This window comes from Homoserinimonas sp. A447, assembly GCF_054489325.1.
In genome coordinates, this window is the sequence record NZ_JBTMWW010000001.1 from 2,910,928 (window position 1) to 2,933,826 (window position 22,899).

Consider the following 22,899-nt stretch of genomic DNA (forward strand, 5'->3'; position numbering starts at 1 on the left):
TGCTTGTGGCATCGCTTCCGTCCACCCGAGAATGGACCAGAGGGAAGGGGCGGCAGTGGACGCAGAGTTGTGGGGCAAGGCGGAGGCTCACCTGATTCGCTACGGGGCCGAATTCAGCCCGCGCATCATCACGCGCGCCGCCGGGTCGTACGTCTTCGACAGCCAGGATCGGCCGATCCTCGACTTCACCTCGGGGCAGATGAGCGCCATCCTCGGCCACTCGCATCCGGAGATCGTGGCGACGGTCTCGTCGGTGATCGCGTCGCTCGACCACCTCTACAGTGGAATGCTCAGCGCTCCGGTGATCGAACTGGCCGAGAAGCTTTCGGACACGGTGCCTGCACCGTTGAGTAAGACGCTGCTGCTCACCACGGGCGCCGAGGCCAACGAGGCCGCGATCAAGATGGCCAAGCTGGCCACCGGCCGCTATGAGGTGGTCTCCTTCGACCGCTCGTGGCACGGCATGACGCAGGGCGCGGCATCCGCCACCTTCTCGGCCGGCCGGCGCGGGTACGGTCCGCCGGCCCCCGGCAACCTCGCCCTGCCGACGCCGAACGCCTATCGGTCGCCGTTCCGCACGGCAGATGGCTCATACGACTGGGCGGCGGAGCTCGACTACGGTTTCGCCCTCGTCGACCAGCAGTCCTCCGGCAGCCTGGCCGCCTGCATCATCGAACCGATCCTCTCCTCCGGCGGAATCATCGAGTTGCCGACCGGCTACCTCCGCCGCCTCAAGGAGCTGTGCGAGCAGCGCGGGATGCTGCTCATCCTCGATGAGGCGCAGACCGGGCTCGCCCGCACCGGAACCATGTACGCCTTCCAGCGAGACGGCGTCACCCCGGACATCCTGACCCTGTCGAAGACGCTGGGGGCCGGACTGCCGGTGGCGGCAGTCGTCACAAGCGCCGAGATCGAGCAGACCTGCCACGACCGCGGTTTCCTCTTCTACACGACGCACGTCTCAGACCCGCTGGCCGCGTCCGTCGCCCTCACCGTGCTGCGCGTCATCGAACGCGAGGCGCTTGTCGAGCGGGCAGCGCGACTGGGCGCCGAGCTCACCGAGCGACTGCACGGCCTCCGCGATCGTTACGAGGTGGTCGGGGATGTGCGCGGTCGCGGCCTCCTCCAGGGCATCGAACTGGTGAAGGACAAGGTGAGCAAGGAGCCGGCGGATGCGATGGGCCAGGCTGTCACGTCGGCCTGCCTCGAGAGGGGCCTCCACCTGAACATCGTGCAATTGCCTGGCATGGGCGGCATTTTCCGCATCGCGCCACCGCTCACCATCAGCGAGGCGGAGTTGCATGCCGGCGTGGACATCCTCGAGGAGTCGCTGAAGGTGGTCCTCCGCTAGTCTCAGGGGCGTTTTGTCATCCGGATGCGCCACACTGGCTGCTATGGATGCGCCTGAACTGGTCGTGCTGCTCTCCGAGGACGGGCTGCGCCTGGGTACCGCTGCCAAGGCGGAGGTTCACACGGCTGACACGCCGCTGCACCTGGCGTTCTCCTGTCATCTGTTCAGGGACAACGGCGAGGTGCTGGTCACTCGACGCGCATTGAGCAAGCGCACCTGGCCGGGCGTCTGGACGAACAGTTTCTGCGGGCATCCGGCACCCGATGAATCGTTAGAGGAGGCCATCTCCCGTCGGGCGCTGTATGAGCTGGGTGCCACAGTTCAGGATGTTGTCCCCGTGCTTCCTGATTTTCGTTACCGCGCCGTGGACGCGTCCGGGGTCGTCGAGAACGAGATCTGCCCGGTGTACAGGGCCGAGATCAGCGGTGAACTCAACCCTCGCGACAGCGAAGTGGTCGACTATGCCTGGGTGGAGCCTGTCCAGCTGGCGGCCGCCGTCCTGGCGGCCCCGTTCGCGTTCAGCCCCTGGCTTCGACTGCAGGTGGCCGGGTGGGGCCCGGTCGAGTACCGCTAACGGGATCAGCAGGAAAACACAACGACACGGTGGGCCCCGCCGGGCTCGAACCGGCGACCCGCGGATTAAAAGTCCGATGCTCTACCAACTGAGCTAGAGGCCCGCGGCGTTAAATCTAGCGTGATTTCCAGCGTCTGCAGAATCGGGCGCGGCTGGCCTAACGCAGTCCCTCGACTGCCTGGCACACATCCATGAAGAGCTCGGAGTGCAGCTTGTTCCACGCGACGGTCACCGGCTCAGGACATGATGAGAACTTCACGACCACGGTGTTGGTCTGCGGATCCGCCCAAATGAACTGGCCGTGGATTCCGCTCGCATAGAAGTTGCCGCGCTCGTTGTTGGTCACCCACCACTGGTTCGAGTAGGCGCCGTCCGCATGCACCTGCTGGTAGGCGGATCCCTCTGCCGCCGCCGAGTCCCCGCCTGTGCAGCTGCTGCGCACCCACTCCTCGGACACCACGCGTCGATCGCCTGCGGCGCCGCCGTCCAGCATGAGCCTGCCCACCAGGGCGAGGTCGCGCGCGGTGCAGCTGATGCCGCCGTTCGCGAAGGCGAAACCACCGGCATCCACGGTGATGGATGCCTCGTCCTGGCAATCGAGGCGCGACCAGAGTCGCCGCGACACCGCTTCGGCGTACCGCAGACCGGTCACGTTCTCGATGATCCAGGCGAGCACATCGGTGCCGGCTGAGCAGTACAGGAAACGACGACCATGGTCACCAGCTCCGGAACGGAGACTGGTGAGGAACTCGTAGGTATCTGCCGGGTCCCCGGGCAGGCTTGGCCGCCACCCGGCCACCCGGTCCTGGGCCTGCACGTGCGAGTTCTGGTTGGTGTAGTCCTCGTCGTACTCGACGTCCACGGTCATGTCGAGCACCTGCTGCACCGTGGCATCCCCGTAGCCGGTTCCGGCGAGCTCCGGCACGTACTGCTCGACCCGCGCGTTCACGTCGAGCGCGCCCTCGTCGACCAGGGTGCCGACGACCAGCCCGCAGATCGACTTCGACACCGACATCAGCAGGTGCTGGTCGTGCGGCTGGAAACCTTCTGCATACCGCTCATCGACGACCTTCCCGTCGGTGACCACGAGGAACGCGTCCGTGTAGCTCTCGGCGAGGCGGGCGTCCAGGTCGGGCAGGGCATCCGCCAGCTTCCGCGGGAGCCGGGCTCGCTCATCCGTCGCCACCTGCGGATGGCGGGAAATTCTCGCGGCCGGCACGAACTCGCTGACGCGAGAATACGTCCAGCGGTTATGCGGGGCATCCTGCCAGTTCTCGAGGCCCAGGGTTGCCCGGGAGCCGGTGTCGGTGAGAGGGGTGAGGGACTGGGTCACGAGTGAATACTTTCTTCGTTCGGACGGGATGGTTGGGACAATTCCTGGATGATCGCGCCGGGTGTGGGCGGCATGGATTCGAGCAGGCGTTTCGTGTACTCGTGCTGGGGCGAGACGAGCACCTCGGTTGCCGGGCCGATCTCGACGAGGCGACCCGAGCGCATCACCCCGGCGGTATCACTCATGTGGCGCACGACGTCGAGGTCGTGGGAGATCAGCAGGTAGGTGAGTCGATACTCGCGCCGCAGTTCCTGCAGCAGGTTGAGCACCTGTGCCTGCACCGATACGTCCAGGGCGCTCGTCGGCTCATCGAGCACGAGCAGTCGCGGGTTCGTCGCAATCGCCCGGGCGATGCCGACGCGCTGGCACTGGCCGCCGGAGAGCTGGTGGGGCAGCCGATCAGCGTGTGCGCGACCCAGGCCGACCTGGTCGAACAGTTCGTGCACGCGTGCCTGGAGCGCTCGGCCGCGGAGGGCGGTGTGGGTGCGCAGCGGCTCGGCGATCGAGTCGGCGACCGAGACGCGCGGGTTGAGTGCGGCGACGGGATTCTGGAACACCATGCCGGTGCGCCCGCGCAGCCGGCGGAGGCGGGAGCCTCGCAGCTCGAGAATCGACTCACCGTCCACGACGCTCGTGCCCGACGTCGGTTCGATCAGCCGGAGGGCACACCGGGCGATGGTGCTCTTGCCCGACCCCGACTCCCCGACGAGGCCGAAGGTGGTTCCCTCCTCGACCGAGAACGAGACGCCGTCGACCGCCCGCACCTCGCTCCCGTGAGAGCGGTATACCTTGACGATGTCGGTGAGCTCCAGAATGCCGGTCACGATTCCTCCTCCGCCCTGATGCACGCCACCTCATGCAGCGGTGCGATCGGCATGAGTTGTGGATCGATGGTGCGGCAGGCGTCGATGACGAGCGGGCAGCGGTCGGCGAATGCGCATCCGCTCACCGCCATCAGGTTGCCGGGCACCACGCCCGAGATGGCCTCCAGCCGGCTGCCGGGACGGTGCCGGGCGGGCAGGGCGCCGAGCAGACCGATCGTGTACGGGTGTGTGGGGTGGTTCAGCACGGAGTCGACCGGCCCGGACTCGATGATGCGACCGGCGTACATGACGGCCACGCTGTCACAGGTTTGGCTGACGACCCCGAGGTTGTGCGTGATGAGAAGCACGCCGAAGCCGAACCGGTTGCGGAGCGACAGGATGAGTTCCAGGATCTGCTTGGCGACCGTCACGTCGAGCGCGGTGGTCGGCTCGTCGAGGATGAGCAGCCGCGGTTCGCAGAGCAGCGCCATCGCGATCATCGCCCGCTGCAGCATCCCGCCGGACAGCTCGTGGGGATAGCTGCGGAACACGCGCTGGGCATCGGGCAGACCCACCTGCTCGAGGTAGCCGAGAATGTGTTCGCGCGCTTTCCTGCCCGTCATGGCGCGGTGCCGGGCGACGACGGCCTCCATCTGCTGACCGAGGGTGAACACCGGGTTGAACGCTGTTCCGGGATTTTGGAACACGATCGAGATGACGTCACCGCGTGCCGCTTCGGGGCGATCCGGGTGCTGCTCCGTGCCGTCGATGATGATCCGTCCGGTGCGCACAGCGCCCTTCGGCAGCAGGCCGAGCACCGCGAGCCCGGTGAGGCTCTTGCCGCAGCCGGTCTCGCCGACAATGCCGAGCACTTCGCCCGGTGCGAGCGCGAGCGAGATGCCGCGCAGCGGACGGTTTGTGGTCCGGCCGCGTTCGACGAACTCGACTTCGAGATCGTCGATGACGAGAAGGTCGTTCATCGCTTCACCTGCCGGGGGTCGAGGAGGTCGCGGAGCGCATCGCCCACGAGGTTGAACCCGAGTACGGCGAAGAAGATCGCGAGGCCGGGGAAGGTGGAGATCCACCAGGCGGTGAAGATCTGGCCCCGACCCTCGGCGACCATGAGGCCCCAGTCCGGGTCCGGCGGTTGGGCACCGAGGCCGAGGAACGCGAGTGAGCCGACCGCGAGCACGACCGCGCCGATGTCGACGGTGCCCTGCACCAGGATCGGGGTCATGCAGTTGCGCAGGATGTGACGGGGCAGGATGAGCCAGGTCGGCACGCCCGTGGCCCGCGCCGCCTCGACGAATGGCCGGTCCCGGAGCGAGCGCGCCTCGGCGCGCACGAGCCGTGCGTACCAGGGCCACCAGCTGATGGCGAGGGCGATGCCGGCGTTGAGCAGGCTCGGGCCGAGGATCGCAACCGTGATCATGGCCAGCAGCAGCGGTGGGAACGACTGGAACACTTCAGTCACGCGCATGAGCAGGTCGTCCAGCCATCCGCCCCGGTAACCGGCGATGGCCCCCAGGGGGATGCCGATCGCCGCGGCGATGGCCACCACGAAGATGGAGACCACCAAGGCCGGTTGGGCACCGATGATGACCCGGCTCAGGATGTCGCGGCCCAGTTGGTCAGTGCCGAACCAGTGTGCTGCGCTGGGGGCCAGCAGGCGGGCATCCACGTTCGTTGTCCCATGACCCTGCTCCGGAAATGGTGCGATCCAGTCGCCGAACGCGGCGAGCACGACGACCAGCACGATGAGCGCCAGCCCGAGCATGGCAAGACGGTCGGCGCGCATGACCCGCACGGCACGCGAGAAGAAGCCCTGCCCGGCCGGGGTGTACTCGGCTGCGGGGGTGGTCGCTTGGGCGGTCATGAGATCCTCACGCGCGGGTCGAGGCGGGCCTGGACGATGTCGACCGCCAGGTTCGCGATGAGGTAGCCGGTGGCGCCGAGGATGGCGATGGCCATGATTGCCGGATAGTCCACGGCCACCATCGCTGCGGTGGCGAACTGCCCGATTCCCGGCCAGTTGAAGACGACCTCGACGAAGAAGGTGCCGGTGAGCGAGTAGGCGGTTGCCAGGCCGATGATGGTCATGGTCGGCGGCAGCGCGTTCTTGAGTGCGAACTTCCAGCGGATGAGCCCGTCCCGGATGCCGTAGGCGGATGCGGTGAACACGTAGTCCTGTCCCATCACTTCGAGCATCGAGGCGCGGGTCATCCGGGCGACGAGACCGAGCGGGTAGGCGGCCAGGGTGACGGCCGGGAGGATGAGGTGGGCGAGGCCGTCCTGGAACGCGACCCAGTTGCCGGTGATCAGGCTGTCGAACAGGGCGAAGCCGGTCACGTCGGCGATGGGGCTCGCGTAGGCGATTGCGGTGCTGAACTGCCCGGTGGCCGGTAGGATCCCGAGCTGGCCGACGAACAGCACTTGCAGCAGCAGGCCGAGCCAGAACGCCGGGATCGAGACACCTCCGATCGAGAGGAAGCGGATGCTCGCATCCAGTGCCTTGCCGGGGCGCCGGGCGGCCAGCACCCCGAGGGCGATGCCCAGCACGACCGCGACGAGCATCGCGACGAACAGCAACTCGAGGGTGGCGGGCAGCCGGGTCGCCAGCTCATCCAGCACCGGACGCTTGCTGGCCAGAGAGTTGCCCCAATCTCCGGTGACCAGTCCGAGAAGATAGGTGAAGTACTGGATGATGAGCGGGTCGTTGAAGCCGAGCTTCTCGCGGATGCGCGCGAGTTCCTCAGGCGGGGCCTTGGGGCCGACGTACACGACGGCGGGGTCGCCGGGGATCACGCGAGTCAGGATGAACACGATGATCGTGAGGACGAGGATGACGAGCACCGCCGTCCCGGCCCTCTTGGCGATGAAGCGCAGCACTGCGTCTCCTAGTAGTTGGTTCGGGGGGATGGGGCGGGCTTTTCGCAGCCCGCCCCGACCCGATTATTCTGCGGGCGAGATCTTCGAGAAGAACGTGGTGAACGGATAATTCTCGTTGTACGCTCCCACCTCCAGATGGCTGGGTACCACGGATGGCAGGCGCACGTCGTAGAGGAAGACACCGGGGGCCTGGTCGACCAGCAACGTCATCGCCTCCTCATAGAGTTCCTGCGCGCGGTCGCGATCGCTCGCCGTGTAGGTCGCTGCCTCGTCGATCAATGCGTCGTACTCGGCATTGTTCCAGTAGCTGAGGTTGAAGAACGGTGCATCGCTGGAGTGGAACAGTGAGTACAGGTTGTCTGACCCCGCGTCGGAGTAGGTCGGCCAGTAGTACAGCACGAACATGTCCTGCGCGGTGGCCGGGTCGGCCTTGGCGTTCTCCCACTGCTGGTTGAACAGCTCGGCGCGAACCTCGACCTCGACGCCGATCTGGGCGAATGCGTCCTTGATCAGCGGCACGAAGCGGGCTTCGGCCGCGTTCTCGGATGCGTAGGTGAGGGTGAGCGAGAATCCACCGTCCGGATGCCCGGCTTCAGCGAGCAGTTCGGCTGCCTTGTCGAGGTCCTGGCTGTACTGCGGAACATCTTCGGAGTACGGGAAGATTCCGCGGGGAACCCCGGCGTACGACTGGCTGGCGTAGCCCTGGCCGCCGACGTCGATGATGTCCTCGTACGGAACGGCGTAACTCAGCGCCTGCCGAACCTTTGGGTCGTCGAGGGGTGGCCGCACGGTATTGAACAGCGCGACGAAGTTGAATGGCGAGTTGTACTCCCGAACCTCCGCGCCCACCTGGTCGGCGACCGAGGTCACGTTCTCGATCGGGATGTTCGTGGCGAAGTCGACCTCACCGGCGGTGAACATCTGCTGGGCGGTCACGGCATCGGCGGTGATGGCGACGTCGACGATGTCGTAGGCGGGCCGCGCATCCTCGTTCCAGTAGTCGTCGAATGCTTCGAGCACGACCTTCTCGCCCGGAGTGTATGACTTGATCGTGTACGGCCCGGTGCCGGCGGAGATGCCCTGCTCGAAGTAGCTCTCATCGGCAGCGACGGCCTCGAGTGCCTTCGGCGAGACGATCCAGGCGCCGTAGGTCGATGATGCGATCAGGTCTGCCGGAGCGGCGTAGCTCAGGTGCATGATGACAGTGGTCTCGTCAGGAGCCTCAACGCTCTCCAGCGGCGCCCAGATGAACGATGCGCCGCCGTTGGCCTGGGCTGCTTCGATGCTCGCCTTGACCGCCTCAGCGTCGACCGTCTCGCCATCGTGGAAGGTGACGCCTTCACGGATATCGAAGGTCCAGGTGAGGCCGTCTTCGCTGACGGACCAGGATTCGGCGATGCCGGGGGTGAACTCTTCTTCTGAGCCTTCCGCGTTCTTCCAGAGCAGCGGTTCGTAGACGTTGCCCAGGTACAGGGCTTCCGTCGAGAATGAGCGAACCGGATCCCACGTCGTCACGGCAGCCGATGCTGCGACAGTGAGAACTGAGGTGTCGGTTGCGGCGGGTCCGGATGCGGTACAGCCGGATAGAGCGATCACACCGGCTACAGCGGCGCCCGTGAAAGTCAGAGCGCCACGTCTGCGCGCTTGTGTCAGTGCCATGTTTGCCTCCATCATGAGTCGCCGGAGCGGCGAATTCCGGCAAGACTATCCGCGGTTGGTAATAACATGCTAATACCCAATATTGGCTAAACCGATGCCTCGGAGGTATCACATGGACTTACGACTTCTGCAGTACTTCCAGGTGGCCGCAGAGACCGGTTCACTGCACGCCACGGCGGCTCGAGTCCACGTCGCGCAACCATCGCTCAGCAGGCAAATCCGTCGGCTCGAGCAGGACCTCGGCTTCCCGGTATTCGACCGATCGGCGCGCGGACTCACCCTCACACCAGCCGGCCGCGCATTCCTCCCCGTCGCCGAGGACCTGCTGGCGCGTGCCGGCCGAGCCCGCTCGGCAGCCCGCGCCTTCGCTCGGGGCACCGTCGCATCCCTCACCGTCGCATCCGCCCCGACAACCGTCGCCGACATCATCTCGCCGTTCGTCGCATCCGTCGGTCCCGATGGGATCATCGGCAACGTCGTCGAGCGGGTCCCCGAACAGGTTTACGACACCATCGACACTGGTGAGGCTGACTTCACGGTGGGCACGCGCATCCCGCCGGCGGAGCTGGGCAGCCGCGTGATCGGGCACGCCTTCCTCTGGGCGCAGGTGCGGGCAGACCACCCGTGGGCCGGCCGTGCGAGCATCCCGATCACCGAACTCGTCGAGCAGCCACTCATCATGATGAGTCGCTCACATGGGGTGCGGCAGATGTTCGATGCCGCCGCGAGCCGGGCCGGCCTGACCTTCACGGCATCCATCGAGACCGAGTCCCCTTCACTCGCGCAAGCTCTCGCCGCTGCGGGCCGAGGAATCTGCGTGCTGTCGGACGACTCCCGCTTCGACCTGGTCACGGTGCCCATCGCATCGCCGACCGGCGAGCTGGTCATCACCCTGTACGGGGTCTGGGACGAACGGCACTACGCCACCGGACTGATCCAGAACTGCCTCGATGAGCTCGAAGCATTCATCGCCGATCTCTACCCGCAAACCCGCGGGATGCGCTGACCCCACGCGCCAGGCTTAGGCTTGAGCGGATGACTGACGAGTTTCACAAGCCGACCCTGTTCTCGGGCTCCATGTTCGAGAGCATCATCGGCGGCGAAGACCCCGCACACATCAGCCGCATTGCCCACGAGACGGCAGGTGCGTTGCTCGGACGTGTGCGGGAGCAGCCCGACGCCGAAATCGTCGAGCGGCTGGTGACGTACACCGACGAGAACGGCATCGATGCGATCGCGGAACTGTGGTCGCGGGCGAGCCCGCACAGCCTGCCGGGCGCACTGTGGAGCATCTACCTCCTGCGCGCCCTGACCCGGCAGGACGCCGAGCAGTCGAGCTTCCTCTACCAGCGGGGCACCGAGGTTGTGTCCAACATCGACGCCGTGGTTGCCGGTGCGACGTCGCCGACGGGCCCCGCCGAGATCACCGCGCTGGCCGACGAGATCCTCCGCGGGCTGTTCCAGGGCGACTTCGCCGTGGCTCTGGAACGAGCCGCCGCCTTCTGCCGACTGACCAGTCTGGGCGCAACCAGTGTCGCCGATGACGTCGAAGTCGCGTCCCCGGAACGAGCCACGGCGCTGACCACGAAGGCACTCCGCCTGTCGCATATGGCCGGCGAGCTGGCTGCCTGCGCGAAGCTCTGGCGGGCCGGCTCGCTCGACTGATCCGTCCCGACACGCTCGACCGCGCATCCGTGCGCTACTGGCGAACCGGGCTCGCGACTCAGGATGCGTAGGTTAAGGTTGGTCAGGTCGGGTCGCGGTAACCCCGGGCTCCAATATTCGCCGCTACGAGCGGCCTCGCGCCGAGAGGCGTTCCGCGACCCGGCACACAACCGTCTCCCAATCCCCGGACTCCACGCATCAGCGCAACCATGAGCCTGTTTGTTATCAATGAGGCCGCTACAACGGGCTCATTGATAACAAACGGGGTCGTGGTCGGGGAAGCGGCGGTCGCTCGAGGCTGCCGACGGCGGCGGAACTACCCGAACTTGCCCGAGACGTAATCCTCCGTGGCCTGCACTGACGGGTTCGAGAAGATCTTGTTGGTGTCGTCGTACTCGATGAGCTTGCCCGGTTTGCCGGTACCCGCGATGTTGAAGAACGCGGTTCGGTCGGACACCCGCGACGCCTGCTGCATGTTGTGGGTGACGATGACGATCGTGTACTCGGTCTTGAGCTCCTCGATGAGGTCCTCGATGGCGAGGGTGGAGATCGGGTCGAGCGCTGAGCACGGCTCGTCCATCAGAATCACCTGAGGGGACACAGCGATGGCTCGCGCGATGCAGAGACGCTGCTGCTGCCCGCCGGACAGCCCCGATCCGGGCCGGTCGAGGCGGTCCTTGACCTCGTTCCAGAGGTTGGCGCCCTGCAGCGATTTCTCGACCAGGTCATCCGCGTCGCTCCTGGAGATTTTCCGGTTGTTGAGCTTCACGCCGGCCAGCACGTTCTCGCGGATCGACATGGTGGGGAACGGGTTCGGCCGCTGGAACACCATGCCGACCTGGCGGCGCACCAGCACCGGGTCGACGCCCGGCGCGTACAGGTCGCTGCCGTCGATGAGAACTTCGCCGTCCACGTAGGCGCCGGGGATGACTTCGTGCATCCGGTTCAGGGTGCGGATGAAGGTCGACTTGCCGCACCCGGACGGCCCGATGAACGCCGTCACACTGCGCGGCTCGATGTTCAGCGTGATGCCTTCGACCGCCTTGAACTTGCTGTAGTAGACGTCGAGGTCGCGCACTTCGATACGTTTTGACACGGGTTTCCTTAGCTATCGGCCCAGCTTGGGCGAGAAGTACCGGGCGATGAGGCGGGCGGCGAGGTTGAGCGCCATGACGATCAGGATGAGCGTTAGGGCGCCCGCCCAGGCTCGGTTCAGGTAGTCCTGCGGCACGGCGCCCTGGCTGACGTACTGGTTGTAGACCAGGACGGGCAGGCTCTGCATCCGGCCCTCGAACAGGTTGTAGTTGAGGTTGTTGGTGAACCCGGCCGCGACCAGCAGCGGGGCTGTCTCGCCGATGACGCGGGCGATGGCGAGCGTGACACCGGTCATGATTCCGGCGATGGATGTCGGCAGCACCACCTTGAGAACGGTCAGCCACTTCGGGACACCCAGCGCGTAAGCCGCCTCGCGCAGCTCGTTGGGCACCAGCTTGAGCATGTCCTCGCAGGAGCGAACCACGATCGGGATCATCAGCACCGAGAGCGAGATGGCGCCCGCGATTCCCAGCTTGACCCCCGGCCCGAAGAACAGCGCGAACACCGAGTAGGCGAACAGGCCGGCGACGATCGACGGGATGCCGGTCATCACGTCGACGAAGAAGGTGATCGAGCGGGCGAGCGGACCACGGCCGTACTCGACCAGGTAGATCGCGGTCATCAACCCGATCGGCACCGAGATGAGGGTGGCCGTCAGCGTCATCAGCAGGGTGCCGACCATTGCGTGGACGATGCCGCCACCATCGCCGACGATGTTGCGCATCGAGTAGGTGAAGAACTCGAGGTCGAAACGGGCGAGACCGTTGGTGACCACCGTGATGAGCAGGGAGACCAGTGGCAGGAGGGCGAGCATGAACGCGCCGCCGACCAGGGCGGTGACCAGCCGGTCCTTCGCCCTGCGTGAGCCTTCGATCAGCAGTGAGTAGAAGTAGATGATGACCGTGTACAGGATGGCCGCCACCAGCAGCATCCCGAAGACGTTGAAGTCGGAAGCTTCCGCCTGCTGGAACAACCAAAAGACGATGGCCGAGACGGCGAGGGCGCTGAGGAGAACGTAGAGCGGTGTGTGCCTGCCCAGGAGCCCGGCGGAGTACGGGTTCGGGAAGTCCGTGGTCTCCGGCGAATCGGTTGCCGTGATTCTCGTCATCAGTTGGCTCCCGAGAATTCTTTGCGGCGGGCCAGGATCCAGCGCGCGATCATGTTGACGATGAGTGTGATGGCGAACAGGATGAGGCCGGTCGCGATCAGCAGGTTGATGTTCAGCCCGAACGCCTCTGGGAAGCGCAGGGCGATGTTGGCTGCGATGGTGCCCGGGTTGGAGGAGGTGAGCACAGCGAAGGTGATGCCGCCGGATGCGGAGAGCACCATGGCGACGGCCATCGTCTCCCCGAGCGCACGGCCGAGGCCCAGCATCGAGGCGGAGACGATCCCCGGACGACCGAACGGCAGTACGGCAGTTCGGATCATCTCCCAGCGCGTGGCGCCGAGTGCCAGCGCGGCCTCCTCGTGCAGCACCGGCGTCTGGAGGAACACTTCCCGGCTGAGGGCGGTGATGATCGGCAGGACCATGACGGCGAGCACGATGGCGGCGGTGAGGATGGTGCGGCCGGTTCCGGATGCCGGCGGGGCGAAGAACGGGATCCAGCCCAGGTTCTCGGTCAGCCAGGTGTAGGCCGGCTGCACGGCCGGCGCCAGCACGTTGCCGCCCCAGAGGCCGAAAACCACTGACGGAACGGCGGCGAGCAGGTCGATGATGTATCCGAGTCCCTGCGCGAGGCGCCTGGGTGCGTAGTGCGAGATGAACAGGGCAATGCCGATCGACACCGGAACGGCCATCAGCAGGGCGAGCGCGGATGCCCACAAGGTGCCGAACACGAGAGGGGCGACATACGACCAGAACGGTTCCCCGTCGAGGATGTTGACATCGTTCGGGTCGGCTGTGATGGCCGGGATGCTCTCCACCAGCAGGAAAGCGGCGACAGCAGCCAGGATGGCGAGGATCAGCCCGCCGGCAGTCAGCGCGGTGCTGGAGAAGATCCGGTCACCGAGGCGCTGCTTCGCCCGGATGCGCGGGGCCGTGGCCGGCGTGGTCATCAGTTCGTAGTCCCCTGGGGTGTGGATGGTGCGGAGAAACTCAGGGTGCGGGCTGCGAACACTGTCACAACCCCAGTCTGCCCGGTGCTACACCCACGCACAACACGAGGGGGCACCGGGCAGGCCGTGAGCGATATTACTTGATGCTGTCGACCGCAGCCTTCGCCTTCTCGAACAGCGAGGCGGAGATCGGTGCGATACCAGCAGCGTCAGCAGCGGTGGCCTGGCCCTCGTCGCTGATCACGTAGTCGAAGTATGCCTTGGTCAGTTCGGCGGCCTCAGCGTCGGCGTACTCGGAGCATGCGACCAGGTAGCTGATCAGGACGATCGGGTAGACACCCTCGGCCTCTGAGGTGCGGTCCAGCTCGATGGTGAGGTCAACCGCGTCGCGTCCCTCGACCATCGGGGACGCGTCGACGATTGCCGCAGCGGCCTCTGACGAGTACGGCACGTACTCGTCGCCGACCTTCACGGAGACGACTCCGAGGTCGCCGGCGCGAGAAGCATCCGCGTAGCCGATGGTGCCGGTTCCACCGGTGACGGCGTCAACAACACCGGAGGTGCCCTGAGCGGCCTCGCCACCCTCGTAAGCCCAGTCACCACTGACCTCGGCGTCCCAGACTTCGGGGGCCGCGGCGCTCAGGTACTCGACGAAGTTCTCCGTGGTGCCCGACTCGTCGGCGCGGTGAACAGCGGTGATCGCGGCATCCGGCAGTTCAACGCCCTCGTTCTGGGAGACGATCGCCTCGTCGCTCCAGGTGGTGATGTCACCCTTGAAGATTCCGGCGATGGTGGCCGCATCCAGGTTCAGAGTGGACACACCCTCGAGGTTGAAGATGACCGCGATCGGGGAGATGTAGGCCGGGATCTGGACGATCGGGGAGCCCGGAACGCAACCGGCGAAGTTGTCCTCGGCCAGCTCCTCGTCGTTGAACGCGCGGTCGGTGCCGGTGAACACGTTGGCGCCGGCGATGAAGTTGTCGCGGCCCGTGCCGGAGCCGGTGGGGTCGTACTCGACGGTCACAGCGGGGTTGGCGGTCTGGAACGCGGCAACCCACGCCTCCTGGGCCGTGGCCATCGACGATGCGCCGCCGCCGACCAGGGTGCCGGAAAGCGTGCTGGTGGAGTCGTCCGCCGAGGCGGTCCCCTCATTGGCTGCACAGGAGGAGAGAGCCAGCGTGCCGACAACGGCAATCGCAGCGATGGCGCCCCAACGCTTGGTGGTGATCTTCACAGGGTTCCTTTCGAGGGAATGTGATTGTGGTCATGGGGCTGGTGCAGCCCCATGGGGACACCGTAGGAACTCGGGTTAACAACACTCGACCCGGTTGGTGAACGGGAGGTTAACGAGTGGCCAACCCTCAGCGGGTGTTGCGTCTGGGAATGGGCCGCTTGCTCCTCAGCTCAAACATTGAACGATTGGGGCGGACGAAAAGCGTGTCCGCCCCAATCGTTCAAAACTCGACACCCCGCAAACCACCCACACCCAGCCGCCGGCTCGGGTTTGCCGGAGGGGCAGGCAGCGCGGCTCGCGACTGGCGAAGCGCTCAAGCTCCGCTGGTTGAGCCTGTCGAAACCCCCACGAGCAGCGTTAGCTGGTCGAGGACGGTTACTAGGGTCTTTGCTATTTGATGAGGGCTACGGCCTCTTCGGCCTTCTGTTGCAGAGTGGGGGAGATGGGGGCCGAACCCGCGTACTCGGCCGCCAGGGCCTGCGCGTCGTCGCTGATGACGTACGTGAAGTACTCGCTGACCAGTTCCGCCTGGGTAGGGTCGGCGTACTCCGCGCAACCGATCAGGTAGCTGATCAGCACGATCGGGTAGACGCCGGCCTGTGTGGTGGTGCGGTCGATCTCGATCGCCAGGTCGCCGGGGGCGCGGCCCTCGGAAATCGGTGAGGCGTCGACGATGGCGGATGCCGCCTCCGCCGAGTATGGAACGTACTCGCCGCCGACCTTCACCGAGACGACACCGAGGTCGCCCGCGCGTGATGCGTCGACGTAGGCGACAGTGCCCGAGCCGTTGCGCACGGTGTCGACAACACCGGAGGTGCCCTGCGCGGCCTCGCCGCCCTCGAACGGCCAGGTTCCGTGCGGTTCGTAGCCCCAGACATCCGGTGCTGCCGCGGCCAGGTAGTCGGTGAAGTTCTCCGTGGTGCCCGACTCGTCGGAGCGGTGCACGGGCGTGATCGCCATGTCCGGGAGCTCCGTGTTCCGGTTCTGCTCAGCGATGGTGTCGTCGTTCCAGCGGTCGATGTCGCCGGAGAAGATCCTGGCGATCGTCTCCGGGTCGAGCTTCAACTCGTCGACCCCGTCGATTTGGAAGACGATGACGATGGGCGCGATATAGGTCGGCAGCTCGATGATGCTGCTTCCGGTCGCGCAGGCCCTGAACTCCTTCTCGGCCAGCTCCTCATCGGTGAAGGCCCGGTCGGAGCCTGCGAAGGATGCGCCGCCGGCGATGAACATGTCGCGACCGGCACCTGAACCGGCGGGGTCGTACTCGACCGTCGCGTTCGGGTGCAATGACTGGAACCCGGCAACCCAGGCCTCCTGGGCGGCCTGTTGTGACGACGCCCCGCCGCCCACAACAGTGCCGCTGAGGTCTGATCCGGGGGGAAGATTCAGTTCGTTGACGGCGCAGGATGTCAGCAGCAGGGTTGCCGCCACACACGCCACGGTCAGGCGGCCACCACGCTGGAACTTCACGCACTCAGGCTAACAGCGTGGCTCGGCCTATTCTGATTCGTTCCTAGGCGCGATGGCGCGACGGCCGACCATCAGCAGAGTTCCGAGCAAGAGGAGCAAGGTGCCGGCGAGTACGACAGGTGTGAAGTCGGCCCCGGTCGGAGGCAGGGTGGCCGCGGGTGTGGTGGGGGAGGCCGGGAGGGCAACCCAGCCGGCGAACGCGGTGGCGTCGGCGGCGAGAGGGGCGGTGAAATCGAACGGGGTGGCTCCGGTGCTGGTGGTGAACCATCCGGTGAAGGTGTATCCGATTCTGGTCGGTGCGGTTGGCGGCGCAGCAGTGGTTGCCGGGACGATTGTCACACTGTCGATCGGGTCGCCGTGTCCGCCCGTGTCGAAGCCGAGCGTCGCCCCGGGGGCGGTGGTGTAACCCTGCCAGGTGATCGCGCCGCCGGGTGCGTAGCCGGCAGCGAACCGGCTCGGGTAATACACGACCAGCGCCGGGTTGGTCCCCAGCGAGCCGTTCACCCCGTTGGCCGTGAGCGTTGACGGCGGCGCTCCCTGGAATACCGGGGATGTCAGCGAGCTCAGGTAGAAGGCCTCCGCGCCGATGGAGGTTACGGAACCTGGGATCGTGACCGTGGTGAGGCGTGTACCCGCGAACGCACGGTATCCGATGGTGGTGACCGAGTTCGGGATGGTGACGGTGGTGAGTGGTGTGCTGGAGAACGCGCCGTCTCCGATGCTGGTGATGGAGTTCGGGATGGTGACGGTGGTGAGCGATGTGTTGGAGAACACATAGTGGCCGATGGTGGTGATGGAGTTCGGGATGGTGACGGTGGTGAGGGATGTGCCGGAGAACGCGAAGTCTCCGATGGTGGTGATGGAGTCTGGGATGGAGACCGAGGTGAGGGATGTGTTGGAGAACGCGAAGTCTCCGACAGAGGTGACGGAGTCCGGGATCACGATGGAGGCGAACCGTGCGTTTGCGAACGCATACCTGCCGATGGTGGTGACGGAGTTGCCGATGGTGGCGGTGGTGAGGGCTGTGCCGGAGAACGCGAAGTCTCCGATGGTGGTGACGGAGTCGGGGATCGTGACCGAGTTGAGGTATGTGTCGAAGAACGAGTGGTGGCCGATGGTGGTGACGGAGCTGCCGATCGTGACGGAGGTGAGGGCTGTGTAGGAGAATGCATTGCCTCCGATGGTTGAAACCGAGTCGGGGATCGTCACGGAGGTGAGGGGTGCATAGATGAACGCGCGGTCTCCGATGGCGGTGACGACGTAATCCGATCCCGCGTGGGTAATGGTGTCGGGGATGACCAGGACGGTCACGGAGTCGTCGAAGTCGGTGACGGTCGCGGTGCGGGCGGCATCGTCCGTCACGAAGGTCATCCCGCCCTCGGTGACTGTTGCGGCGAAGGCGGGTGGCGCCGTGAGGACGGTTGCGACCGCCACCAGGAGCCCTGCCAGGAGGACGACTGCCGCACGGGCAGCTCGTGCGACGTGGGCATGAAGGTGGGAATCCCTTGTGGTGGGCATGTGCGGCCTTTCCTAGTCGCGCTGTCCCAACGAGGGCGTCCTATCAATATAACGCTCAATCCTCAAGAATGGGCAACGAAGAGATCTAGAGCACGGGCCCGTGTGTCTCGACCGCGATGATCCCGCGCTCCGGCCCCTGCCGGGCCAGGTGCACGATTGTGTAGTCGCCGGTCGCCAGGTCGGCCGAGCTGCGAAGCGGCGCATCGAGCGGCGTATTGGTCTGGTAGGCCAGCTGCCTGATGAGTTCAGGAATCACCGGGCCGTGGCTGCAGATCACGGCGGTCTTGCCCTTGGCGAGGCGCTTGGCGACGACGTCCGCGACATCCGCTTCGCCGTTCTCCCAAGCGTCCTGGCTGATTCTGGCGTCCTCTTTGACGTCCAGGCGCATCAGGTCGGCCAGCGGCTGGAGGGTCGCCCGGCACCTGGCAGCGGTGCTGCTGACCAACCGCGAAGGGCTGTAGGCGGCAATACCGGATGCCGCACTCACCGCCTGCCTCTCGCCGCGTTCCTGGAGCGGCCGGGTCGCATCCGCTCCCTCCCAGCTGGTGGGAGAAACGGCCTTGCCGTGGCGCAGCGCGATGATCGCGAAAGTGCGGTAGGTGTCGTTGTCGACCCGCGCCTGGAAGCGGTCGAGCACATCGCGGTCATGTGGGTAGCTCAGGGCCTCGCGCGCTTTGCGCAACGAGAGCCATTCGAGCCTGGTGATCTCGTCGTTGGGCGCGAACGTCGACGAGGCGTGCGTGTCGTCGTCGACCTCCGCGGCCCAGTAATAGACGACCTTGTCGCGGCCGCCGGGCAGCTCATACTCCGTGGTGCCGAGCGGTGCGCCGAGGTGCAGGCGAAGGCCGGTCTCCTCGTGGAGTTCCCTCGCCGCGGTCTGCGGCAGGCTCTCGCCCGGGTCCACCTTGCCCTTCGGGAAGGAGACATCGTCGTGCCGGTCTCGGTGCACGAGAAGCACCTTGAGCTTGCCATCGACCACTCGCCAGCACACGGCACCGGCGGCGAAGACCGGTGCGCGGCTCACCGGCGCATCCCGGCGTGGATCCTGGTCGTGACGGGCCGGTCGGAGATCCGCTGCATGATCACATTCTGCAGGTCCAGCCGCAAGGTTCCGTCATCATTGCGGTAATTGCGGACCCACTCGCCGTTCGATTCGAGTGACCACGAGGCGATCTCGGGCGACATGGAGAGGTCGAAAATCGCTTCGACGTGTTCGAGGTGCGCGGGGTCCACCAGTCGCACGAGCGCCTCGACGCGGCGGTCGAGGTTGCGGTGCATCAGGTCGGCGCTCCCGATGAACACCTGGGTGTCGCCGCCGGCAACGAACGAGAAGATGCGCGAGTGCTCGAGGTAGCGGCCGACAATCGAGCGCACCCGGATGTTCTCGCTGAGCCCCGGGACGCCAGGCGTCAGCCCGCAGATGCCGCGGACGACCAGGTCGATCGGAACGCCGGCCTGGCTGGCCCGGTAGAGCGCGTCGATCACCTGCTCGTCGACGATCGAGTTCACCTTGATCCGGATGCCGGCCGGCAGTCCGGCATCCGCATTGACCGCCTCCGCCTTGATGCGTTTCAGCAGTCCCTTCCGCAGGTGCCGCGGTGCCACCAGGAGCCGTTTGAACTTCTTCTCGACGGCGTAGCCGCTCAGCTCGTTGAACAGCCGGCTGAGGTCTTTGCCGACGACCGGGTCGGCGCTCAGCAGCCCCAGGTCTTCGTAGACGCGGCTGGTCTTCGGGTTGTAGTTGCCGGTTCCGATGTGGCTGTAGTGGATGAGTGTTCCGTCCTTCTCCTGCCGAACGACCAGCGCCAGCTTGCAGTGCGTCTTCAGCCCCACCAGCCCGTAGACGACGTGCACTCCCGCCTTCTCCAGCTTGCGCGCCCAGGAGATGTTGGCGGTCTCATCGAATCGCGCCTTGATCTCCACCAGCGCAAGCACCGCCTTGCCCGCCTCCGCTGCGGCGATGAGGGCGTCGATGATGGGGCTGTCGCCGGAGGTGCGGTACAGCGTCTGCTTGATGGCGAGCACGTTCGGGTCGATGGCCGCCTGCTCGAGGAAGGCCTGAATGCTGGTGCTGAATGACTCGTAGGGGTGGTGCAGCAGGATGTCTTGCCGGAGGATCGATGCGAACACGTCTGGGGCGACTGCCGGGTCGGCGCTGCGCAGGTCGGCGTTGGTCGTGCGGGGGTGCTTCGGGTACTTCAGGGCCGGCCGGTCGATGCGGAACACCTCGTACAGTCCGCCGAGGTCGAGGGGCGCGGGCAGGCGGTAGACCTCCTGCTCGGTGATGCCGAGCTCCCGAACCAGCAGGCCGAGGGTCACCTCGTCCATGTCGTCGGTGATCTCGAGCCTGATCGGTGGACCGAACTTGCGGCGCAGCAGCTCGCGCTCGAGGCTCTGCACCAGGTTCTCCGACTCGTCCTCCTCGATCTCGACGTCTTCGTTCCGGGTCACCCGGAACTCGTGATGCTCCAGGATGTCCATCCCGGGGAACAGTTCGCCCAGGTGGTTGGAGATGAGGTCTTCGAGAGGGATGAAGCGCAGCAGGCCGCGTTCATCATCCGGCAGCTGCACCAGCCTCGGCAGGTTGGTCGGCACCTTCACTCTGGCGAATTGCACCTTGCCCGACTTCGGGTTGCGCACGCGCACCGACAGATTCAGCGACAGCCCTGAGATGTACGGGAACGGATGCGCCGGGTCGACTGCCAGCGGGGTCAGCACCGGGAAGATCTGGGCGGAGAAGATCTCGTCGATGCGCTGCCGGTCAGCGTCGTCGAGGTCGATCCAGGACTCGACGTGGATACCGGCATCGTCGAGTGCCGGTTTCACCAGGTCGCGGAAGACCGCTGCATGCCGTTCCTGCAGTTCGTGCGCCTTGTCGCTCACGTCCTGCAGCACGTCATGGGGCGCGCGGCCGGTGTTGGTCGGCACGGCCAGGCCGGTGAGGATGCGCCGCTTCAGCCCGGCGACCCGGACCATGAAGAACTCGTCGAGGTTGCTGGCGAAGATGGCAAGGAAGTTGCAGCGTTCAAGCAGCGGAACATTGTCGTCCTCCGCCAGCTCGAGCACGCGGGTATTGAACGCGAGCCAGCTCAGTTCGCGGTCGAGGTAGCGGTCGGCCGGGAGCGTTCCGTCGTCGACCCAGGGCGAGTCGTAGTCGTCGTCCAGGCTGTCGGTGGCCAGACCGGTGTCGTCGAGGAAGGTCTCGTCCATCGCAACATCATTGCACTCACGCCTTACGCGCCGGTGAACTCGATAGTGGCCGTTCCGGAGAGATGCACCCGTTTCGCCGGGCACATCTCTCCGGAACGGGCACTAATGCGCGGGGGTTTCCGAGCGGTACTGGATGTCGACGGTGTAGTTGGTGAAGCCGTACGAGCGGTACAGCCGAACGGCGGGCTCGTTATCCGCCTCGACGTAGAGGTTGGATTCGCGGATGCCGCGCTCGGCCAGCCGGTTCAGCCCCGCCTCGACGAGCGTGCGGCCGATACCCTCGCCCTGCCGGTCGGGCGAGACCCCGACCGCGTAGAATTCGCCGAGGTCTCCGGCGACCTTCAGCCAGCAGAAGCCGGTCAGTTCTTCGCCGTCCCACAGCAGCAGGAAGTCGTCGGCGTCGAACCAGCGCTCGGCCATCCGCGCGTCCAGGTCAGGTTGCGCGAGCTTGCCCTGTTCCGGATGCCCGGCGAACGCCCGCGCGTTCAGGGCGAGCCACGCGGCGTCGTCGACGCCCGGCTGGAATGCACGTACACCTCGGTGCGCATCCGCGACCGGGGCCGGCTCCGGCACCGCGGCCCGCAACTGCAGCAACTCCCGCACCGGCTCGAAGCCGTACTTCGCGGCGAGTGCCCGCGCCCCGGGGTGGTCCCCGTGCGCCCAGATCAGCAGCGTCCCGTCGGCTCCGTCGATCACGTCGCGCAGCAGGCGCTCACCGAACCCCCGGCGGCGAGCATCCGGATGCACCACCAGTTCTGCCTCCGCGCCACCGTCATCGGCTGCCATCAACGCGGCACCCAGCGCTTCGCCCTCGAGCGCCTCGCTGCCCACCGTCAACAATTGTCGCGTCCCGGCGGCGTGGTCGACGAGGCTCTGGTCGGAGAACGGCGGCTGCCCATCCGCTGCGGTGGCAGCTGCAATCAGGTCCCGCAGGAAGTCACTCATCGTTGTCGTCCCCTTCTTCAGACTCCTTGTCGTTCGGCGTGAAGCGGTACCCGACGTTGCGCACCGTGCCGATCAATGCCTCAAGATCTCCCAGCTTCGCCCGTAGCCGCCGAACATGCACGTCGACCGTGCGCGTGCCGCCGAAGTAGTCGTAACCCCACACCTCGCTGAGCAACTGCTCCCTGGTGAAGACCCGTGACCGGTGCCCGGCCAGGAAGCGCAGCAACTCGAACTCCTTGTAGGTGAGGTCGAGCGCACGCCCGTTGGCTTTCGCCGAGTAGCTGCCTTCATCGATGACGAGGCCGGATGCCCGGATGGTGTGGCTCGTCTCCTCAGATCGGTGCCGACCGGTTGCCAAGCGGATGCGAGCATCCACCTCGCCAGGTCCAGCACTTGCGAGCACCACATCGTCCACTCCCCACTCGGCGTTCACCGCGGCGAGCCCGCCCTCGGTGACGACCAGCAGCAGGGGGAGGTCGAGCCCGGTGGATGACAGCAGTCGGCTGAGCGCTCGCGCATTCGAGAGTTCGGTGCGGGCGTCGATGAGCACCAGGTCGCAGCTGGGCGGATTCACCAGGTATTCGGGGCTGGCCGGCACCTGGCGCACGGTGTGCCCGAGGAGTCCGAGTGCTGGCAGCACCTCGCTGGCGGGCGCGGGCGTGAGTACCAGCAGCTGCGCCAACGGGCCTCCTTTTCGAAGAGCGCCAGTCTACCGAGTCGCCGGGATGATGACACCGGGATAGAGACATCCGTCGCCCGGGGCCTCCGTGCCCCAAGTTTCTGGGGCAAGATTGCATCGTGCCCATCGAGAAGCTGTCGCTCTACACCGTGACCCCGGTGTGGGTGCTGCTGGCGCTCGCCGCCGGGTTCATCCTCCTGTTCGCGCACGCCGACGCCCACCTCCTCTGGTTCTCGGTCTCGCTGGCGACCGGGATCATCCTGACGTTCTGCATCCAGCTGGGGCTCGACCGCAAGGAGGGCCTGGTGAACCGGGTCATGGCGAGTCTCGGCGGATCCATCGTCGTGCTGGCGATCGCCACCGGTGTGAGCGCGCTGCTCGGCTGAAGCTCGCTGCGCTGCTGAGCTCAAATCGGG

The 22,899-nt window shown here is 66.1% G+C and carries 21 protein-coding genes and 1 tRNA gene; 5 read left to right on the plus strand and 17 right to left on the minus strand.

The window, feature by feature from the left end; all coding sequences use genetic code 11:
- Positions 1 to 55: 55 nt before the first annotated feature.
- Together ACX3O0_RS14405 and idi are read left to right on the plus strand one after the other, a co-directional pair.
- Complete coding sequence (locus ACX3O0_RS14405; protein WP_459108173.1) at positions 56 to 1,351, plus strand: aspartate aminotransferase family protein; 1,296 nt, start codon at positions 56 to 58, stop codon at positions 1,349 to 1,351.
- 43 nt (positions 1,352 to 1,394) lie between these two features.
- Positions 1,395 to 1,925, plus strand: a complete 531-nt coding sequence (gene idi, locus ACX3O0_RS14410; RefSeq protein ID WP_459108174.1) for an isopentenyl-diphosphate Delta-isomerase — start codon at positions 1,395 to 1,397, stop codon at positions 1,923 to 1,925.
- A gap of 30 nt (positions 1,926 to 1,955) precedes the next feature.
- Here the strand turns inward: idi and ACX3O0_RS14415 are convergent.
- The 7 genes from ACX3O0_RS14415 to ACX3O0_RS14445 form a co-directional block, all read right to left on the minus strand.
- Positions 1,956 to 2,028, minus strand: a tRNA-Lys gene (locus ACX3O0_RS14415).
- A gap of 54 nt (positions 2,029 to 2,082) precedes the next feature.
- Complete coding sequence (locus ACX3O0_RS14420; RefSeq protein ID WP_459108175.1) at positions 2,083 to 3,258, minus strand: serine hydrolase domain-containing protein; 1,176 nt, start codon at positions 3,256 to 3,258, stop codon at positions 2,083 to 2,085.
- The gene (locus ACX3O0_RS14425; RefSeq protein WP_459108176.1) at positions 3,255 to 4,082 is read right to left on the minus strand and encodes an ATP-binding cassette domain-containing protein; all 828 of its coding nucleotides are present in this window, start codon (positions 4,080 to 4,082) and stop codon (positions 3,255 to 3,257) included. Before ACX3O0_RS14425 ends, ACX3O0_RS14420 begins: the two co-directional genes overlap by 4 nt.
- Positions 4,079 to 5,041 (minus strand): ABC transporter ATP-binding protein, encoded by a 963-nt coding sequence (locus ACX3O0_RS14430; protein WP_459093058.1) that lies wholly within the window; start codon positions 5,039 to 5,041, stop codon positions 4,079 to 4,081. Before ACX3O0_RS14430 ends, ACX3O0_RS14425 begins: the two co-directional genes overlap by 4 nt.
- Positions 5,038 to 5,937 (minus strand): ABC transporter permease, encoded by a 900-nt coding sequence (locus ACX3O0_RS14435; RefSeq protein ID WP_459108177.1) that lies wholly within the window; start codon positions 5,935 to 5,937, stop codon positions 5,038 to 5,040. The genes ACX3O0_RS14430 and ACX3O0_RS14435 overlap by 4 nt, the downstream gene beginning before the upstream one ends.
- A complete protein-coding gene (locus tag ACX3O0_RS14440) occupies positions 5,934 to 6,950 on the minus strand; it encodes an ABC transporter permease (RefSeq protein WP_459093060.1) in 1,017 nt (338 codons plus the stop codon). The genes ACX3O0_RS14435 and ACX3O0_RS14440 overlap by 4 nt, the downstream gene beginning before the upstream one ends.
- A 63-nt stretch (positions 6,951 to 7,013) precedes the next feature.
- Positions 7,014 to 8,609 (minus strand): ABC transporter substrate-binding protein, encoded by a 1,596-nt coding sequence (locus tag ACX3O0_RS14445; RefSeq protein ID WP_459108178.1) that lies wholly within the window; start codon positions 8,607 to 8,609, stop codon positions 7,014 to 7,016.
- Between the two features lie 112 nt (positions 8,610 to 8,721).
- Here ACX3O0_RS14445 and ACX3O0_RS14450 point away from each other — a divergent pair, with 112 nt between their 5' ends.
- Together ACX3O0_RS14450 and ACX3O0_RS14455 are read left to right on the plus strand one after the other, a co-directional pair.
- Positions 8,722 to 9,615, plus strand: coding sequence for a LysR family transcriptional regulator (locus ACX3O0_RS14450; protein WP_459093062.1), 894 nt, complete (start codon positions 8,722 to 8,724; stop codon positions 9,613 to 9,615).
- A gap of 29 nt (positions 9,616 to 9,644) precedes the next feature.
- Positions 9,645 to 10,274, plus strand: coding sequence for a DNA-directed RNA polymerase subunit beta (locus tag ACX3O0_RS14455; protein ID WP_459093063.1), 630 nt, complete (start codon positions 9,645 to 9,647; stop codon positions 10,272 to 10,274).
- 316 nt (positions 10,275 to 10,590) lie between these two features.
- On the opposite strand, the gene pstB is transcribed toward ACX3O0_RS14455, so the two are convergent.
- From pstB to ACX3O0_RS14505, 10 genes are all read right to left on the minus strand, one after another.
- Complete coding sequence (gene pstB, locus ACX3O0_RS14460) at positions 10,591 to 11,370, minus strand: phosphate ABC transporter ATP-binding protein PstB (RefSeq protein WP_459093064.1); 780 nt, start codon at positions 11,368 to 11,370, stop codon at positions 10,591 to 10,593.
- Positions 11,371 to 11,382: 12 nt separating this feature from the next.
- The gene (pstA, locus tag ACX3O0_RS14465) at positions 11,383 to 12,477 is read right to left on the minus strand and encodes a phosphate ABC transporter permease PstA (RefSeq protein ID WP_459093065.1); all 1,095 of its coding nucleotides are present in this window, start codon (positions 12,475 to 12,477) and stop codon (positions 11,383 to 11,385) included.
- On the minus strand, positions 12,477 to 13,424 hold the full coding sequence (gene pstC / locus ACX3O0_RS14470; protein WP_459093066.1) for a phosphate ABC transporter permease subunit PstC: 948 nt from the start codon (positions 13,422 to 13,424) through the stop codon (positions 12,477 to 12,479). The genes pstA and pstC overlap by 1 nt, the downstream gene beginning before the upstream one ends.
- A 136-nt stretch (positions 13,425 to 13,560) precedes the next feature.
- Positions 13,561 to 14,652: a phosphate ABC transporter substrate-binding protein PstS gene (locus ACX3O0_RS14475; RefSeq protein WP_459108489.1), complete on the minus strand. Its 1,092-nt coding sequence runs from the start codon at positions 14,650 to 14,652 to the stop codon at positions 13,561 to 13,563.
- A gap of 396 nt (positions 14,653 to 15,048) precedes the next feature.
- Complete coding sequence (locus ACX3O0_RS14480; protein WP_459108179.1) at positions 15,049 to 16,131, minus strand: phosphate ABC transporter substrate-binding protein PstS; 1,083 nt, start codon at positions 16,129 to 16,131, stop codon at positions 15,049 to 15,051.
- A gap of 27 nt (positions 16,132 to 16,158) precedes the next feature.
- Positions 16,159 to 17,649, minus strand: a complete 1,491-nt coding sequence (locus ACX3O0_RS14485; RefSeq protein WP_459108180.1) for a leucine-rich repeat domain-containing protein — start codon at positions 17,647 to 17,649, stop codon at positions 16,159 to 16,161.
- Positions 17,650 to 17,734: 85 nt separating this feature from the next.
- On the minus strand, positions 17,735 to 18,673 hold the full coding sequence (locus ACX3O0_RS14490; RefSeq protein WP_459093069.1) for an NUDIX hydrolase: 939 nt from the start codon (positions 18,671 to 18,673) through the stop codon (positions 17,735 to 17,737).
- Positions 18,670 to 20,859 carry an RNA degradosome polyphosphate kinase gene (locus tag ACX3O0_RS14495; protein WP_459108181.1) on the minus strand — a complete coding sequence of 730 codons (2,190 nt, stop codon included), beginning with the start codon at positions 20,857 to 20,859 and terminating at the stop codon, positions 18,670 to 18,672. The genes ACX3O0_RS14490 and ACX3O0_RS14495 overlap by 4 nt, the downstream gene beginning before the upstream one ends.
- 102 nt (positions 20,860 to 20,961) lie before the next feature.
- Positions 20,962 to 21,804 carry a mycothiol synthase gene (mshD, locus tag ACX3O0_RS14500; protein WP_459093071.1) on the minus strand — a complete coding sequence of 281 codons (843 nt, stop codon included), beginning with the start codon at positions 21,802 to 21,804 and terminating at the stop codon, positions 20,962 to 20,964.
- A complete protein-coding gene (locus ACX3O0_RS14505; protein WP_459093072.1) occupies positions 21,797 to 22,486 on the minus strand; it encodes a response regulator transcription factor in 690 nt (229 codons plus the stop codon). The genes mshD and ACX3O0_RS14505 overlap by 8 nt, the downstream gene beginning before the upstream one ends.
- 116 nt (positions 22,487 to 22,602) lie before the next feature.
- Here ACX3O0_RS14505 and ACX3O0_RS14510 point away from each other — a divergent pair, with 116 nt between their 5' ends.
- On the plus strand, positions 22,603 to 22,869 hold the full coding sequence (locus tag ACX3O0_RS14510; protein WP_459093073.1) for a hypothetical protein: 267 nt from the start codon (positions 22,603 to 22,605) through the stop codon (positions 22,867 to 22,869).
- Positions 22,870 to 22,899: the final 30 nt, after the last annotated feature.

Excerpts from the sequence above, each read along its gene's own strand:
- idi (WP_459108174.1), top strand. The coding sequence starts at position 1,395 with ATGGATGCGCCTGAACTGGTCGTGCTGCTCTCCGAGGACGGGCTGCGC.
- ACX3O0_RS14430 (WP_459093058.1), bottom strand. The coding sequence starts at position 5,041 with ATGAACGACCTTCTCGTCATCGACGATCTCGAAGTCGAGTTCGTCGAA.
- ACX3O0_RS14435 (WP_459108177.1), bottom strand. The coding sequence starts at position 5,937 with ATGACCGCCCAAGCGACCACCCCCGCAGCCGAGTACACCCCGGCCGGG.
- ACX3O0_RS14445 (WP_459108178.1), bottom strand. The coding sequence starts at position 8,609 with ATGGCACTGACACAAGCGCGCAGACGTGGCGCTCTGACTTTCACGGGC.
- ACX3O0_RS14450 (WP_459093062.1), top strand. The coding sequence starts at position 8,722 with ATGGACTTACGACTTCTGCAGTACTTCCAGGTGGCCGCAGAGACCGGT.
- ACX3O0_RS14455 (WP_459093063.1), top strand. The coding sequence starts at position 9,645 with ATGACTGACGAGTTTCACAAGCCGACCCTGTTCTCGGGCTCCATGTTC.
- pstA (WP_459093065.1), bottom strand. The coding sequence starts at position 12,477 with ATGACGAGAATCACGGCAACCGATTCGCCGGAGACCACGGACTTCCCG.
- pstC (WP_459093066.1), bottom strand. The coding sequence starts at position 13,424 with ATGACCACGCCGGCCACGGCCCCGCGCATCCGGGCGAAGCAGCGCCTC.
- ACX3O0_RS14485 (WP_459108180.1), bottom strand. The coding sequence starts at position 17,649 with ATGCCCACCACAAGGGATTCCCACCTTCATGCCCACGTCGCACGAGCT.
- ACX3O0_RS14495 (WP_459108181.1), bottom strand. The coding sequence starts at position 20,859 with ATGGACGAGACCTTCCTCGACGACACCGGTCTGGCCACCGACAGCCTG.
- mshD (WP_459093071.1), bottom strand. The coding sequence starts at position 21,804 with ATGAGTGACTTCCTGCGGGACCTGATTGCAGCTGCCACCGCAGCGGAT.